General features: G+C 40.9%; 12 protein-coding genes and 1 CRISPR repeat array. Of the genes, 1 reads left to right on the top strand and 11 read right to left on the bottom strand.

All coding sequences use genetic code 11. From position 1 onward, the window contains the following. Window position 1 precedes the first annotated feature (1 nt). The gene (locus tag OFO00_RS03875; protein WP_270864948.1) at window positions 2-766 is read left to right on the top strand and encodes a septal ring lytic transglycosylase RlpA family protein; all 765 of its coding nucleotides are present in this window, start codon (window positions 2-4) and stop codon (window positions 764-766) included. 365 nt (window positions 767-1131) lie between these two features. Here the strand turns inward: OFO00_RS03875 and OFO00_RS03870 are convergent, their stop codons facing one another. The 11 genes from OFO00_RS03870 to OFO00_RS03820 all read right to left on the bottom strand — a co-directional run bounded on the left by OFO00_RS03870 (window position 1132) and on the right by OFO00_RS03820 (window position 15004). Further along, window positions 1132-1635: a hypothetical protein gene (locus OFO00_RS03870; protein ID WP_270864947.1), complete on the bottom strand. Its 504-nt coding sequence runs from the start codon at window positions 1633-1635 to the stop codon at window positions 1132-1134. Window positions 1636-1782: 147 nt separating this feature from the next. Next, window positions 1783-3764: direct repeats of the CRISPR family, unit length 33 nt; unit sequence ATTTCAACTCACACGCCCCGTGTGGGGCGCGAC. Window positions 3765-4330: 566 nt separating this feature from the next. Next, complete coding sequence (cas2, locus tag OFO00_RS03865) at window positions 4331-4621, bottom strand: CRISPR-associated endonuclease Cas2 (RefSeq protein WP_270864946.1); 291 nt, start codon at window positions 4619-4621, stop codon at window positions 4331-4333. Window positions 4622-4629: 8 nt separating this feature from the next. Next, a complete protein-coding gene (cas1c, locus tag OFO00_RS03860) occupies window positions 4630-5652 on the bottom strand; it encodes a type I-C CRISPR-associated endonuclease Cas1c (protein WP_270864945.1) in 1023 nt (340 codons plus the stop codon). Further along, window positions 5637-6245 carry a CRISPR-associated protein Cas4 gene (gene cas4, locus OFO00_RS03855; RefSeq protein WP_270864944.1) on the bottom strand — a complete coding sequence of 203 codons (609 nt, stop codon included), beginning with the start codon at window positions 6243-6245 and terminating at the stop codon, window positions 5637-5639. The genes cas1c and cas4 overlap by 16 nt, the downstream gene beginning before the upstream one ends. Beyond that, window positions 6242-7105 (bottom strand): type I-C CRISPR-associated protein Cas7/Csd2, encoded by an 864-nt coding sequence (gene cas7c / locus OFO00_RS03850; RefSeq protein WP_270864943.1) that lies wholly within the window; start codon window positions 7103-7105, stop codon window positions 6242-6244. Before cas7c ends, cas4 begins: the two co-directional genes overlap by 4 nt. After that, entirely contained in the window at window positions 7095-8873 is a 1779-nt protein-coding gene (cas8c, locus tag OFO00_RS03845; RefSeq protein ID WP_270864942.1) for a type I-C CRISPR-associated protein Cas8c/Csd1, read from the bottom strand. The genes cas7c and cas8c overlap by 11 nt, the downstream gene beginning before the upstream one ends. After that, window positions 8867-9592, bottom strand: coding sequence for a type I-C CRISPR-associated protein Cas5c (gene cas5c / locus OFO00_RS03840; RefSeq protein WP_270864941.1), 726 nt, complete (start codon window positions 9590-9592; stop codon window positions 8867-8869). Before cas5c ends, cas8c begins: the two co-directional genes overlap by 7 nt. 9 nt (window positions 9593-9601) lie before the next feature. Further along, on the bottom strand, window positions 9602-11746 hold the full coding sequence (gene cas3 / locus OFO00_RS03835; RefSeq protein ID WP_270864940.1) for a CRISPR-associated helicase Cas3': 2145 nt from the start codon (window positions 11744-11746) through the stop codon (window positions 9602-9604). Between the two features lie 28 nt (window positions 11747-11774). Continuing rightward, entirely contained in the window at window positions 11775-12014 is a 240-nt protein-coding gene (locus OFO00_RS03830) for a hypothetical protein (protein WP_270864939.1), read from the bottom strand. Further along, window positions 12015-14054 carry a TRAP transporter permease gene (locus tag OFO00_RS03825; RefSeq protein ID WP_270864938.1) on the bottom strand — a complete coding sequence of 680 codons (2040 nt, stop codon included), beginning with the start codon at window positions 14052-14054 and terminating at the stop codon, window positions 12015-12017. It lies immediately after the preceding gene. An 8-nt stretch (window positions 14055-14062) separates the two neighbouring features. Further along, the gene (locus tag OFO00_RS03820) at window positions 14063-15004 is read right to left on the bottom strand and encodes a TAXI family TRAP transporter solute-binding subunit (protein ID WP_270864937.1); all 942 of its coding nucleotides are present in this window, start codon (window positions 15002-15004) and stop codon (window positions 14063-14065) included. Window positions 15005-15070 lie beyond the last annotated feature (66 nt).

Below are 15070 nucleotides of genomic sequence, written 5' to 3'. Positions count from 1 at the left end.
TTTGCATTTTAAAAAATCAATAATTTTTAGCGCGCTTGTCGCGCTAATCTTTGCTGGGTGTTTTTCATCACACAGAAATTATCCGTCATCTAGTCCTAGTTCAGGCTCAAAAGCCCCTAAAATCGGCAAAAACTCGCCTGCAACCATGCGCCCTTACAAGATAAATGGCAAAGCCTACTATCCCGAGCAGGTCAGTATCGGCGATACACAAACAGGCATTGCTAGCTGGTATGGACCGGGCTTTAACGGCAAAAAGACAAGCAATGGCGAGATTTACGATATGAACGCCATGACCGCCGCGCACAAAACCTACCCGATGAACACCATGGTCAAGGTCACCAACCGCGACACTGGCGCAAGTGCGACCGTGCGCATAAACGACCGCGGGCCGTTTGTGAGCGGGCGCGTAATCGACCTTAGCAAAAGCGCAGCCAATAAAGTCGGCGTCTTCGCCAAAGGCACGGCTCCTGTGAAGCTCGAAGTCGTGGGATTTTATGGTCAAACTATCAAAAAAGGCGCGCCAAATGCGACGATTGTGGGCGGAAATTTTATGGTGCAAATCGGAGCGTTTAGAAACCAATCTGGCGCAGCACGCTTCACGCGAGAAAACGACGCTCTGCACGGATATCCTAGCGTAATGCGCGAGTTCGACCTAGACGGCGCGCCGATTTATAGGGTATTTTTAAGCGGATTTAAAAGTGAGAGCGAAGCGCGCGATTTCATCGCCAGCGGCTCACTTCAAAACGCATTTTTCGTGCGTGAGTAAAATTTATGGCTAAATTTAGGCGAAATTTCGCCTAAATTTGGTTAAATTTATCCAAATTTTTAATCTTATCTTTTTTCACACGCTAACGCAATTTTTAAACACTGCCCCGATTCGTTTAGTCTCATAAAAAGCGGAAATTTATTACCAAAGATTATTTGCAAGGCTTGGAATTTCAAAAATTTAAAAGACAAATTAAGGGCGTTTGGTGGTTAAATTTAATCAATAAAGAGAGATTGATTTCGTGGTGTTTCATTATCAAAAATAATCAAAAATGATAAAATCAACCATTATTTTAACTACTGAAATTTTATGATTTACCACCTATCATCGCTTCAAAAGATTATTAAAAACCCATCGACCACACCTCAAAATTTTATCTCTTTAATGAAATCTAACGCATCGTATAATGTGCCCTTAAAAGTAGTATTTTTATATGCGAAAATGCAAATTTCATCCTTAAAATATTTTAATCTCTCGTAATGCCACTCATCTATGTCGCCCGTATCGCAAAAGTAGCAAAACTCGCCATTACGCCCTAGCATTTCATCGCCACCATAGCCTTTTAGCTTGATTTGCCACTTTTTATTCGGACAAGATGAAATTTTAAATTTTCTAAAATTTTTTTGATTTTTTATTTTGTATTGTTTGCGCTTTTCATCTGCTCGCAAAACGCAATCGCTAAAATCGCCTTTAAAAACCTCGCCATCTTCGAAAACAAAGCTTTTTCTGACCCCGTCATCCATATACTCGCAGACATAATCGGCGTAAATATCACCTATTTCACCACCGCACCAATCAAAAATTTTTTCGCATTTTTCATCAATTGCGATTACAAAAAATAATCCATCGTCAAAAACATAAAATTTCATATTTTCACCATTATAAATATTGTTTTTTTCAAAGAGAATTGATAAAAAGGCGAGATTTTAGCATTTTTGGCTTTGGTTTTCAAATACCTATGAAATACTAAAAATTATCTTTCAAAATTTATGCTATTTTTGTGTTTGTTTATTTTTATTTCAACTCACACGCCCCGTGTGGGGCGCGACTCCTGCGATTAAATTAAAATCACTATCTATGATTAATTTCAACTCACACGCCCCGTGTGGGGCGTGACGCTCCTGTTGCGCCCTGAATTGTGATTTGCTTAATTTCAACTCACACGCCCCGTGTGGGGCGTGACTTTACCAAATGAGCGAACATTAGCGTGGCTTAGATTTCAACTCACACGCCCCGTGTGGGGCGCGACGCCAGTTTGAGGCTCAAATACTTCCTCCCATGGAGATTTCAACTCACACGCCCCGCGTGGGGCGCGACTATTAACGCCAACGGAAATTTCATCATCACACGAATAATTTCAACTCACACGCCCCGCGTGGGGCGCGACTTGCTAGTTTTGCGATACGCACGGCTTCTTCGGCAATTTCAACTCACACGCCCCGTGTGGGGCGCGACATTACATTCTCCCTTTGGTGTTTTTAGTTTAATCAATTTCAACTCACACGCCCCGCGTGGGGCGCAACCTTTTAACTTGATGGTTTATTGGCCTTTTAATAATTTCAACTCACACGCCCCGCGTGGGGCGCAACCCCCATTTTAAGGGCATTTCGTAAGCAAAAAAGGATTTCAACTCACACGCCCCGCGTGGGGCGCAACGCTAGAACTATTGGCTACAAATCTAAAAATACAAAATTTCAACTCACACGCCCCGCGTGGGGCGCAACACATATAGAATTTTCATTTGACCCAGAGCCAAAAATTTCAACTCACACGCCCCGCGTGGGGCGCAACTTTTCGACATAGACAACACAACGCTAGAAATTAATTTCAACTCACACGCCCCGTGTGGGGCGCAACTTTAGCGACGGGCTAATCGCTGATATAATGCCACCAGATTTCAACTCACACGCCCCGTGTGGGGCGCGACCGTGATTGATAACGATAAAAAAATGCAACTTAAAATTTCAACTCACACGCCCCGTGTGGGGCGCGACTGTTTTGATTGTGTGTCTTTTTTGCGCCAAAGCCATTTCAACTCACACGCCCCGTGTGGGGCGCGACGCCAAAAGAGCCAAAGAGAGAAAAAAGCAAAAGAATTTCAACTCACACGCCCCGTGTGGGGCGCGACAATTGTGAAAATGTGTTAAAAATATGTAAAAATATTTCAACTCACACGCCCCGTGTGGGGCGCGACCATTGATATTGCCTTGCTTCATTGCTTCACTCGCAATTTCAACTCACACGCCCCGTGTGGGGCGCGACGCGAGTGCTATGACGGACAGCCATTTTTCAGCGATTTCAACTCACACGCCCCGTGTGGGGCGCGACGGCAGTATTGAAAAAGTTAGAGTATTTTGTATCATTTCAACTCACACGCCCCGTGTGGGGCGCGACATTTTTAGCCTTACCACTAAACGCAGTCGCACCAATTTCAACTCACACGCCCCGTGTGGGGCGCGACGAGAGAGCCAAAAGCAAAAGCAAGAGCCAAAAGCAAATTTCAACTCACACGCCCCGTGTGGGGCGCGACTAGCAAAAAATGCTATAACACTGGCGCAATAGGCATTTCAACTCACACGCCCCGTGTGGGGCGCGACTATACCTAACTATATCCCATACGACACAAATTGCAATTTCAACTCACACGCCCCGTGTGGGGCGCGACTAAAATTGCTTTTTTTGTGTAGTCGTTAATGCAATTTCAACTCACACGCCCCGTGTGGGGCGCGACCGTCTTGATAAGTTTGTGTTCCTATAGCAACATCATTTCAACTCACACGCCCCGTGTGGGGCGCGACCGCTCGTGCAACGGCAATTCACTCTGTCCCCGCATTTCAACTCACACGCCCCGTGTGGGGCGCGACTGATCTAACTGTTAAGACAAAAGCAAGCTTAATAATTTCAACTCACACGCCCCGTGTGGGGCGCGACCCATTAATCGCAAATACTCATAGCGTTCTGCTTCATTTCAACTCACACGCCCCGTGTGGGGCGCGACTGCCTAAAAATCGAAGTTTCAAAGCAGTCGCCCCGACTGGGGGCGGAAAATTTTGGCAAATTTTGCCAAATTCGGCGTATTTTACCATAAAATTTAGGCGAACCTCCGCAGGATTTCAAAGTCACCATAGGTTCGCCTAAGCAGTTGCGCTTTTATGATTTTTGGCTTTTGCGAAATTGCGAAAATAAATTTTATGACACGAATTATAGTATTCGGCTGTTTTGGCTCGTAGATTGCCACGCACGCTGTGCGCTCTCGCAATGACGGATTGGAGGCAATGGAATTTCTCTGGATTGCTTCGCTTCGCTCGCAATGACAAATAAAGCGTCTGGTTATGCAAAGTCGTAGATTACTTCGTCGCTGTCGCTCCTCGCAATGACAGCCGAAGCGCGCTCGCAATGACAAATCATAAGCACTTCATAGCTATAAAATTTGACAATAAGTTTTTAATGAACACGAATTTTGAAAATTTCTAAAATTTCAAAATTTCTAAAAATTCTAAAATTTAAAATTTCCCGCAAAATTTATCAAATTTCAAATTTTGCAAATTTTGCGAATTTCAAATTTCAAATAATTATCACCCCCTCCGAGTCGTAGCCCTTGTTTGCGCCGAAGTGCTCGACACGCTTTTTCCAGTCGTTGCCCAGATAATAAAAGCGCAAACTATCGCAGTCTTCGTCGATGAGCTTCAAAAGCTTGGCTTTGAGCTTCAAAAATTTCGAATAATCCAAATTCGCCTCAAATACCGAATTTTGCACCCTTTGGGCGTGGTTTTGGCACTCTTTGGCGACCTTGCGAAGGCGTTTTGCGCCACCTTCGCTTGTAACATTGACATCGTAGCTGATTATCACAAACATCTCTCCCCCTATTTCAGCAAAAACGCCGGATACTCATCTATCTCACCACGAACGAATTTAGCCAGTAGATTGCTCTGCACATAGGGCAAAAGGCCAAGCTCGATTTTTTCTTTCAGATATGGATGAGTGATCCCAGTGCGTTTTTTCTCTTGCCATGCGGTTATAAATTTTTTTCTGCCGTCTGTATTTAGCAAAACAGCGCCGCTAATCTGAGTTTCGAAGTCGCTTTCACCTAAAATTCGCAAATTTAAAAGTGTCAAAACAAATCTCTCAGCCAAAGCCCTTGCTTCTTCGACCAAATCACACGCTAGACTTGCCCTACCGCTACGCAGAGTGTGAAAAAAGCCGATATAGCTATCTAGCCCCACGGTTTCAAGAGCAGAAGCAAACTCGCTAGTAAGCAGCGTATAGGCAAACGAAAGCGTGGCGTTTATGGGATCAAGCGGCGGACGGCGAGAGCGAAATTCAAATTTAAAAGGCACTTTTTCGTTTGTGATAAGTTTATCAAATATACTAAAATACGCACTCGCACAGCTTCCTTCGATACCGCGGATTTCATCAGCATTTTTGGCTTCGTAAAGCGAAAGTGTGCCAGTGCGTAAAACTTCCAAAACAGCCAAAATTTCGCTATCATCTCGCAAATTTGGATTATCGTGCAGGGTTCGTTTAATCACAAAAGCTGAGTTTGCAAATTTTGCCGCTATGGAATTTTGCGTCAAATTTAATGCTTTTTCTCTGAATTTTTCAATCTGCGCAACTCGCAAAAATACATTTCCCTTCGCCCCGCTAATTACTTTGGCTAAAAATTTACCATTTGGAGAGATGAAATTTATAGGAATTTGCTTGTCGGCGCATTTGCCCATAAGCGCAGGCGAAACGCCCAAATAGCTAAAACAGACAACGCTTTCGATATTATCAAAAGGGATTTTAAATTTATCCATCCCGTCGATTTTGCAGACAAAATTTTCGCCTTCGAGCATTAAATAGGCGTTTTCATTGGTGATATAAAGGGTGTTTAAAAGCTTTCGCAAATTTGCTCCTTTATGCTTTTTTGCTTTTTTATTTTTGGCATACATAGATCTTTTAGCGAGCAACCACTACATTTTTGGGTTTTATTTATGGGTGGAATTTGCCCCAAATTTAGCAAATTTCGCATTTCTTGCAGGCTAGATTTTAGCGTCGCTTCAAATTCGGCGAAATTTTCATTTAAGGGCAAATTTACCCGCTTTTTGCAATCTGCGTAATAAATCACCCCTTTTGAATTTGTGTTGAAAACAAAATCAACGCAAATTTTTTGAGCGAAAACCTGCATCAAATCGTCGAAATTATACGAAGTATTTTTGGGTGCGCGGGGTTTGTATTCTACTATGCAAACCTCATCGCCTTTTATTTCTAACACATCTACTACGCCAAAAAGCCCATAAATATCGTTATAAACCTGCACGGCAGTAAAGATTTTTTTACCCAAAGAGCTAAAATTTTCTCCACTATGGACTCGCTCGTGCAGTAAATTCGCCTTTGTGACAAAGTAGTTTTCAGCCCAAACCTTGCCGATTTCGAGCAGTCCCCAGCGGTGGGGACAATACAAAAAATGCTGTAACGAGCGAATAGAAATCTCTATCATAAATTTCCGTCGATTTTCTCGCTAAGACCCACGCCTTGTGGCAAATTCGCACTATCTACGCAAATTTCATAATCATTAAATTCGCGCGGTGGATTTTCATTTTTTTGAGCGATTTTAATCAAATCAAAAAGCTTATGCGATGGCGCATTTCCAAGCACTCCGTCGTGTTTGAAAACATAAAGCTTTCGCATACACATCTTGCCACGCGCTGCACTATGGTCTTCTTCAAACATATTGATTATCGCCTGCCACAAAAGCTCCAAATCTGCTTCATTAAAGCCTGTTTTGTTTGCCAAATTTGCACTTACATAGCCCTCTGCCCTAAAAAGCGCGTAAGGAATTATGCTTTTGCGCCCCATTTCGTTATCTTTGTTACCAAAGTCTTTGTCTGTCGTTACGGCTTGTCTAGTAATGGTAATTTCGTTTATAAAAATCGGCGAAATGCTTCTAGCGAAATTTATCTGCACAGGGCCTCTCACGATACCGCAAGGATTATCGCCAGTGCTCATCACTGCACCGAATGCGCGCACATCAAAGTAGTTTTTGCAAGCAAAATTTCTAGCTTTTTTGACATCGTCTTTGTTGGCGCCTTTTTTGCCTTTTTCAAGCCCTGCTTCATCGTAAATAGCGCTAAATTTCGAATTTAGCGAACTATCCATTTTCACAAGGATATTATATCCAGCCTCGCCGCTCTTAGTAAGCTCGACAAAGTTGCGAATTTTGCGTTTGATACATACATCGCTAACTAAGCCATAGTTTGTCTCTATATCCATTCTTGGTGCGTTTGCATTATCTGGATCGCCGTTTGGGTTGCCGTTTGTAATGTCAAAAAGCATTACGAATTCATACTTATTGTTCATCTTTGTCTCCTTTTTTGGTATAAAAATCTTGGATTTGTTGATAATAGCCTAAAATAAATTTACCCTGCTCGTCTAGTAAAAGCGTCTTTTTAAACTCACTTCCTAATTTATCCATTATTTCGCCCACAAGCTTTTCATAAAAGACCACAAAGGCTTCTTTGTCTATCTTTTTTAGATGAATTCCATAAAGCCTTAGCAGATTTGGGAAAACAGCGGCTGGATTTGACATAGCCGAGCCAAAATATGCGTCTTTGATAGTGCGATTTAGCCCACCGCCACTGGCTTTTTCTTGCACCTTTTCAAGCACAGCAAAAAGCCTACCACACAAATATGCGTGGTTTAGATTTTCTTTGTCTAATGACATTTTGATCTCCTCTCTTTGATTATTTAACCTTGATTTTCTATTTAAATACGCCTTTATGATACCTGCTTTGATTTGGGTTATATTTTTGTCTATTTTTGCCCTTAAAATCGCCTTTTCGAGCAAAAACGCAGGATAATTTGCACCTTGGACTATGCTTTCGAAAATTTTTACCCCAAGAGATGGGTCAAGTGCTTCGTCGCCACTGTTTGGCGATTTTAATTCATTTTTTAGTTGCCAAAGCGGGATTTTTTTAAATTCATTGCTAGTTTGCAAATCTTGCTGATGAGTGGCGATGTTTTCCAAAACCTTGGCAAAGGCGTTTTTGTAGATAAATTTAAGCGAAAGCCTGCTGGCGTTTGGCTTTATGCCGAGTATGTAGAAATTGGTATTTTCGTCTATCCCTTGCACATTTAGCTGTTCTTTTAAAAGATTTGCTTCTCGTGCATTTTTTAGCAAATTTAAAATCAAATTTTCCAAATTTTGGCTATCTAATTTATCGCCAAATAAAGCACTCATCAAATCTTGCGCCTTTTCGTTCGCGTCACTTGCCCAAAAAATTATCGTCAAATCATCGAAAAATATATGATTTTTTGGCGAAGATAGCAAAAAATTTAGGCTTTGAGTGTATTTTTTCATAGCAAGTTCTGAAATATTGCTATTAAAAGCTTGCGATTTAGCGTAACTCTCATCGCACGGGTTGTTAAACGATACTAGCGAAGTCCCGCTTGCTTGTCCGCCTTTTATACCTGAGATTTTATTATGAATCCTAGCAAGTGATAAATTTTGCCCTAAAATAGCACATTGCGATTTGATTTCATCTTTATTCTCGCTATCTTGCGTGAATTTTGCCTCCCATTTTTCAAGCACGGCTTTATCATCGTGCAAAAGCCTATCTGGCGCACCACTTAGACAAAATGCAAATTTAGCAGTTGATAACTTTTTGCCCAAATTTAGCAAATGCTCGTTTTTAACCTCATTTTGCGGTTCCCAGTTTTGTATAAATTTTGCAAAAGCCCGCGCCAAATCAGAATTTATATCACTAAAAAATTCCAAATTTTTACTTACAAAATCATCATGTGATTTTTTGGCTTTTTGCGTTTTATCATTTGGCGTAAGTTCGTCGTTTTCGTAATTTAGACCAAAAATATACAAACTCCTATGCTCGATTATATTTGCGTCAATTCCAGGTTTTTGTGAGCGTTGTGGCATGATTACGCTTTTTGATTTTAGAACTTCTTTTTTGCCATTTTGGACTTTTTCTTGGATATTTATTATGTTTTGCATTTCGCCACCTAGCGACAGACAAATCAAATAATCAACCTCCACACTGCTATATCCGTCTTTTATCGCCCTGCCCTTGCTCGCTAGGACATCGTAATACTCGCACAATGCACTAATTAGCATTTTAAATCTCCTTTGTAATCCGCTACATTGATTACACCGCCCTTCATACGCGGACGATAATAAAGCGCCTCTGCGCTGTCGCTAAATCGCGGATTTTCCCAGTCGTTATTTATCGGTTTGCCCCCGTCTTTAAATTTCAAAGTATAAAGCATAAAGCCCAAATCAACTTCGCCCAAATTTAAAATTTCTGGCGAAATTTGCGAGTAATCAAACTCGCTCACTAATCTAATCTCACGCGCGCTAAACTCGCTACACCCAAGGCATGGCGTGCGAAAAACCTGCCCCTTTTCGAGTCTGCGACGCAAAATTTCAGCGTGTTTGATATGTGAGTTTTCCTCATTTTCGCTTTTTAGCCCTGTTAATTTCAGCCGAAATTCTATGCCGTATTTGACATTTTTAAGCGCCATTGTGGCTCTTTGATTTCTAGCTTCGTCTGCATAAATGCTGATATCATCGTCTTTGCCGTTCATTTGGGCTTTTATTTTGCTAAATAAAATTTTTTCTTTCACCTCATTTCGCCTAAAATTTATGAAATTTATCGGATTAAAAACGATAATTTTGTCGATTTCATAGCTAATGGCTGGTTTCCAGTAAATGCTTTTTAAAAGCCCTATTAGCGCACTTGGCGTTGGCACATCGTAGCTGACACGCTCGACTTTTAGCTCAGGGCGCGTCCAACAAGCAAAATCCCCACTTACGATAATCTTAAAACTATTCATAACGCTCCTTTAATCTATTATAAAATCCTTTGTTTCAAAGCTAATTCCCGCGTTTTTGTCATATAAATTTTCATTTTTTAAAACCCAAATTCCATTTATATTTTCAAGTGCATTTAAACTTTGCAAGGTTTGAAATTCATAAATTTTCACGCTAAAAGCGTAAATTTGAAGTTTTCGCATAAGAGAGCTTGAAATTTGAAATTTCAATTTTTCAATCAAATCTCTATTTTCATCGCAAGGCGCGATTATCGAAATATCATCGCTGTCGATTATGTTGAAATTCTCGGCATAATCTTTAAATTTGATATTTAGCAAATTTGAACAATCGGCGCAAATCATATTTTTCATAACCTTATCTTTTTCCATAAAAAATAGCTTTTCATAATATTCACTTATACATTTTGGCTCTAAAATATCGCTATATTTTTCTAGTAATCCGCGCGTGATTTCTGCATTTATCAAGCTAAATTTTGCATTTTCAAGCTCAAAAATATAAGTTTTACTCTCGCGTTTATCCCGCAAGCCCTCTCTATTGCACCTGCCGCCTGCTTGGAGTATATTATCTAGCCCAGATAGCTCCCTAAAAACAGCGCCAAAATCCAAATCAACCCCGGCTTCTATAAGCGAAGTCGAAATTACGATAATTTTTTGATTTAAATTTAGAGCTTTTCTTATCTCGTCGATATTTCTTTTTCTATCACTTGGCGTCATATAGGTAGAAAGATGAAAAATTCGAAAATTTTTGATATTTTTGGCGATTTTATAAAATTCTTTTGCACTTTTGCGAGAATTTACAACTATCAATGAGTTTTGATGATTTAGTGCTAAATTTATGATATTTTCCATACTTTTAGAGCCTAAATTTTCAAATTCACATTTTTTAAAAGCCCCAAATTCGCTTTTATCGCTTATCAAATCACGAATTTTAATATCCGTTTTGACAAATTCGGTGATTAAATCTCTAAAATTTGGCATAGTAGCCGTGAGAAATAGCGTAGTGGAATTTAGATATTTGCTTAAAAATACAACGCCTTCGAGGCAGGGTTGCAAATACTGCCTTGGCATCAAATGCGCCTCGTCAAAAATCAAAACGCTATCAGCGAAATTGTGAATTTTACGCAGTTTGGAGCGTTTGTTTGAGTAAAGCGACTCGAAAAACTGCACCGAAGTAGTGATGATAATATCGGCGTCGTAGTTTTCGCTTGCGTTTTTTGCGATATTTGCATAATCTTCATCCGCGCTCGCTTCGTCATAGTCAAATGTGCTTTGATGACGCAAAATTTGCGCACTTTCGCCAAAAATTCGCTCAAATTCGGCGTAAGTTTGATCGATAATGCTATTGTATGGAATAACATAAATTATCCGTTTTTTGCCCAAATTTATCGCCTTTTGCAGGGCAAATTTCATGCTCGTTAGGGTTTTGCCACTGCCCGTTGGCATATTTAAAAGATAAATTTGCGAATTTTGCGAATTTGTAAAAACCTCGCTTTGAATTTTGCTTCTTGCTTTTTGCAAATTTGTGTTTTGGGATTTTGATTTTAAATTTGCATTGATTTTTTCCAAACATTTTTCAAAATCACTTTTTAAGCTTTGAGGGTTTGTGCCGCTACAAAACTGCGCCGTATCGGTGCTATCTGCATCGACTAAACACGAAAAAATATAACGGGTAAAAAATGCAAATTTGCGGATTACAATCTCTCTATCTGGCGTTTCTTGAATAAATTTCGCCAACTCGCTATCGTCTAAATTTGGCAAATCAAATTCGTAAAAACTATAATCTTGCATTTTTCGCTTTAATCTAGCTTGAAGCGAACTATCATCTGGCGTATCGCTTACAAAGCCACCATTTGGGATTCCGCCGTGATGACCTGCTATGGCGTATTGCGCTATCAAAGAGCCAACTGGGTTTTGCGCGTATTTTTCACGCGCGCACTGCGCCCCACAAATCGAGTGTTCCACACGGATATTTTTGCCATTAATCCTTGCCTGAAAATCTTTTTGATATTTACCCAAATCATGCAAAAGTCCGCACAAATACGCTAGACTTTTAAAAGGGGCGGTAGCGAAATTTTCGCATAATATTGCTGAGTTTTGACTATGCTCTTTTAGGGTTTGAATATCGCCGTTTTCTCTTTTGTGTGCTATAAAAACCACAATCGCCCCCAAATTTTAAAAGCTAAATTTATCCGAGTGTGATTTTGATACCCAAGGCCCTGCAAACCATATCAAAAATTTCGATATCTAAATTTGGATTATATTCATCGAGTATGACAAAAACCTCTGCTCTCATATCCTCGCTATGACCTGGGTGCGCCTCGTCGTAGAGGGCCCCAACCAAATCAACAAGGCTAAAATTATCTATATTTTTCTGCCTCATTGCAGTTTTTAACTGCTTTGAAATTTGCCATTTGAAATTTTGCATTTAAGCTTGCTCGCTAGCTGGTTTTGCGAACCACTGCCACGCAAAAATCCCCACATAAATCGCCAAAGCGGCCCCATAGCAGATATATTCGCTACTGATGAAATCGAAATATCTCACGCACATATTTGGCACGAGCATTAGTGGCACGACGCATAGTAGCAATGCGCGCTCTAAGGCGTTGCATTTTTTCACAAACCAGCCTTGAAGCACGGAGCTAAACGCAAACATACCAATGAGCGCGCTAGCAAAAATAAGCGCGATTTGAGCGGGATCTGAGATCCATGTAATGCCCTTTGGATCCATTGGGGTGGTGATTGACTCGATTAAAAGAAGTTTGTTATTGAAAAAAAACGCAAACGGCAAAATCGCTGTTCGCAAATCATAAATAAATCCCTGCACGCCCACGATTACAGGGTTTGCCTTAGCAATACCTGCGGCGGCATACGCTGCAATTCCCACAGGCGGAGTATCATCAGCTAAAATTCCGAAATAAAACACAAACAAATGCACCGCAATCGCAGGCACAAGCAAATCATTTCTATCAGCTAAAATCAAAATCACAGGCGCAATTAGGCTAGAAACCACGATATAATTCGCCGTAGTCGGAAGCCCCATGCCTAAAATTAGGCTCATTATCGCCGTCATTAGCAAAATCAACAAAATATTATCCCCAGCCACAGCCTCGACTAGATCAGATAGCACAGCTCCAAGCCCAGTTAGCGAAATAGAGCCGATGATGACACCAGCTAACGCAGTGGCGACTGCGACTGTTACCATGTTTTTCGACGCTGCGACCATAGCCCAAAAAATATCGCTAAAACCTTGGATAAAATCTTGCCTTAAAATTTGCTCTTTGTAGATTAGTTTGCGAACCGGCTCTTGCAAAACCATTATGATAAATAGCACGCCAATCGCGTTAAATGCCGCTGCAAAGGCACTTTGCTTCAAAATCAAAAGCGTGTATAAAAGCACCATGATCGGGATTAAAAAGTGAATTCCGCTTAAAATTAGTTTTAGTTTTGAAACTCTTTTGTAGTTTGAATTTCCTTTAAGCCCTAGCTTACAGCTCTCCAAATGCACGATAAAAAATAGCCCCGCATAGCACGCAAACGCAGGAATTAGCGCAGCAATCATAATGTGCGTGTATTCCATACCCAAAAACTGCGCTATGATAAAGGCAGCCGCACCCATGATAGGTGGCATGAGTTGGCCATTTACGCCAGCTGCGACCTCGATAGCGCCTGCTTTGACTGGGCTAAGGCCTGCTTTTTTCATAAGCGGAATCGTAAAGGTTCCCACGGTAACGACATTTGCAGTCGAGCTTCCACTAACCATGCCAGTTAGCCCACTAGCAATAACGCTAGCCTTAGCTGGTCCGCCACGAAATCTACCCAAAAGCGCAAACGCTACATTTATGAAATACTGTCCCGCACCAGCGCGCTCTAAAAGCGAACCAAAAAGCACAAATAGATAAATATAATTTGTGCTAACTCCCACAGGCACGCCAAAAACGCCCTCTGTGGTAAGAAACATGTGTCCGGCTAGCTTTTCGATACTTGCGCCGCGGTGCGCGATGACATCTGGCATATACTGCCCAAAATAGCAATACAGCAAAAACAAAAATGCAATTATCGGAAGCGCTAAGCCCATCATACGGCGCCCAGCTTCGAATAAAACAAAAATTCCTAAAAACGCAATTACCACATCTCTTTGCAAATAATCGCCTGGCCTTTGCGCAATCCCGTAAAAATCAATCGCAGGATAAAGTATCGCAAATGTCCCCACAGCCAGCAAAATATAATCATAAAATGGTATGTAAAAATGCGCCTTAGAGTGCGAACGAGCAGGAAAAAGAGCGAAAATGATAAAAATCGCAAATCCTAAGTGGATAGATCTAGCGCGCGTGCCATTTATCGGAAAATACGCGATATAAAGCTGAAAAACAGCCCACGCAAAGCACACTAGCGTCACAAGCCAAAATAGCTTTTTCGACGAAAATTCTCTACTTTTTACCTCTAATACCTGCTCGTCTTTTTTCATCTACTGCCTTATTTTAAAATTCCAGCTTCTTTAAATACCGCCTCAGCCGCTGGGTGAAGTGGTGCACTAAGACCTTCGATTAGGGATTCTTTGCTAACCAAATTTAGCGCAGGGTGAAGCTGTTTATACTCGTCAAAATTATCTAAAATAGCCTTTACAATCGCTCTTACAGCTGTATCGCTCTCGCTCTCATCAGCGACTAACACAGCCTTTACGCCAATCGTCGTAGTATCGTAATCAATCCCCTCGTAAAGGCCTTTTGGAATCACGCCTTTTGCGAAATATGGGTATTTTTCTACGATTTTATCAGCTGTGGCTTCATCAATGCTAACCAAATCAACTGGCATAGATGTCGCTACATCGATGATATTTGCGGTTGGGTGTCCTACCATAAAGAAATATCCGTCGATTTTCTTATCTTTTAGCGCCATTGGGCACTCTTGCACGGTTAGCACGCTTCGTTGCGCCATTTTAGCTAAATCAATGCCGTATTCATTAAAAATCAAAGTGCTTGTTACTTCATTTCCGCTACCTGGATTTCCTAAATTTATCTTTTTGCCATCTATGTCAGCATAAGCCTTGATTCCACTATCTCTTGCAACTACGAAAGCCAAAAGCTCAGGATAAATCGAAATAACTGAGCGAAGTTTTGGATTTGGCTCGCCCTCGAATTTGCCCTTGCCATTGTATTTGTCATAAACGACATCGCTTTGAACGAAGCCGAAATTTAGCTCTTTTTTAAGGACATTATTGACATTGTATGTCGATCCGCCTGTGGATTGAACTGAGCATTTAAAATTTTTATCGGTATTTACAAGGCGACAAATCGCAGTGCCCACAGGATAGTAAGTCCCTGTCATTCCACCTGTGCCGATATTGATAAATTCTTTCGCACTCAAACTACCTGCAAACATCGCTAACGCAGCGACACCAACACAAATTTTTCTCATATTCCCTCCTTGTGAAATTTAAGCTGATAAGTATTGCTAAATTTGGATAAAATTCTAATAAAATTT

It is taken from the genome of Campylobacter sp. VBCF_04 NA7 (assembly GCF_027737405.1).
Lineage (GTDB): Bacteria > Campylobacterota > Campylobacteria > Campylobacterales > Campylobacteraceae > Campylobacter_B.
This window is presented reverse-complemented; position numbering and strand designations above follow the sequence as displayed.

Bases quoted from the DNA above. Each gene is read 5' to 3' on its own strand.
- OFO00_RS03870 (WP_270864947.1), bottom strand. From the start codon at position 1,635: ATGAAATTTTATGTTTTTGACGATGGATTATTTTTTGTAATCGCAATT.
- cas2 (WP_270864946.1), bottom strand. From the start codon at position 4,621: ATGTTTGTGATAATCAGCTACGATGTCAATGTTACAAGCGAAGGTGGC.
- cas4 (WP_270864944.1), bottom strand. From the start codon at position 6,245: ATGATAGAGATTTCTATTCGCTCGTTACAGCATTTTTTGTATTGTCCC.
- cas7c (WP_270864943.1), bottom strand. From the start codon at position 7,105: ATGAACAATAAGTATGAATTCGTAATGCTTTTTGACATTACAAACGGC.
- cas8c (WP_270864942.1), bottom strand. From the start codon at position 8,873: ATGCTAATTAGTGCATTGTGCGAGTATTACGATGTCCTAGCGAGCAAG.
- cas5c (WP_270864941.1), bottom strand. From the start codon at position 9,592: ATGAATAGTTTTAAGATTATCGTAAGTGGGGATTTTGCTTGTTGGACG.
- OFO00_RS03830 (WP_270864939.1), bottom strand. From the start codon at position 12,014: ATGCAAAATTTCAAATGGCAAATTTCAAAGCAGTTAAAAACTGCAATG.
- OFO00_RS03825 (WP_270864938.1), bottom strand. From the start codon at position 14,054: ATGAAAAAAGACGAGCAGGTATTAGAGGTAAAAAGTAGAGAATTTTCG.
- OFO00_RS03820 (WP_270864937.1), bottom strand. From the start codon at position 15,004: ATGAGAAAAATTTGTGTTGGTGTCGCTGCGTTAGCGATGTTTGCAGGT.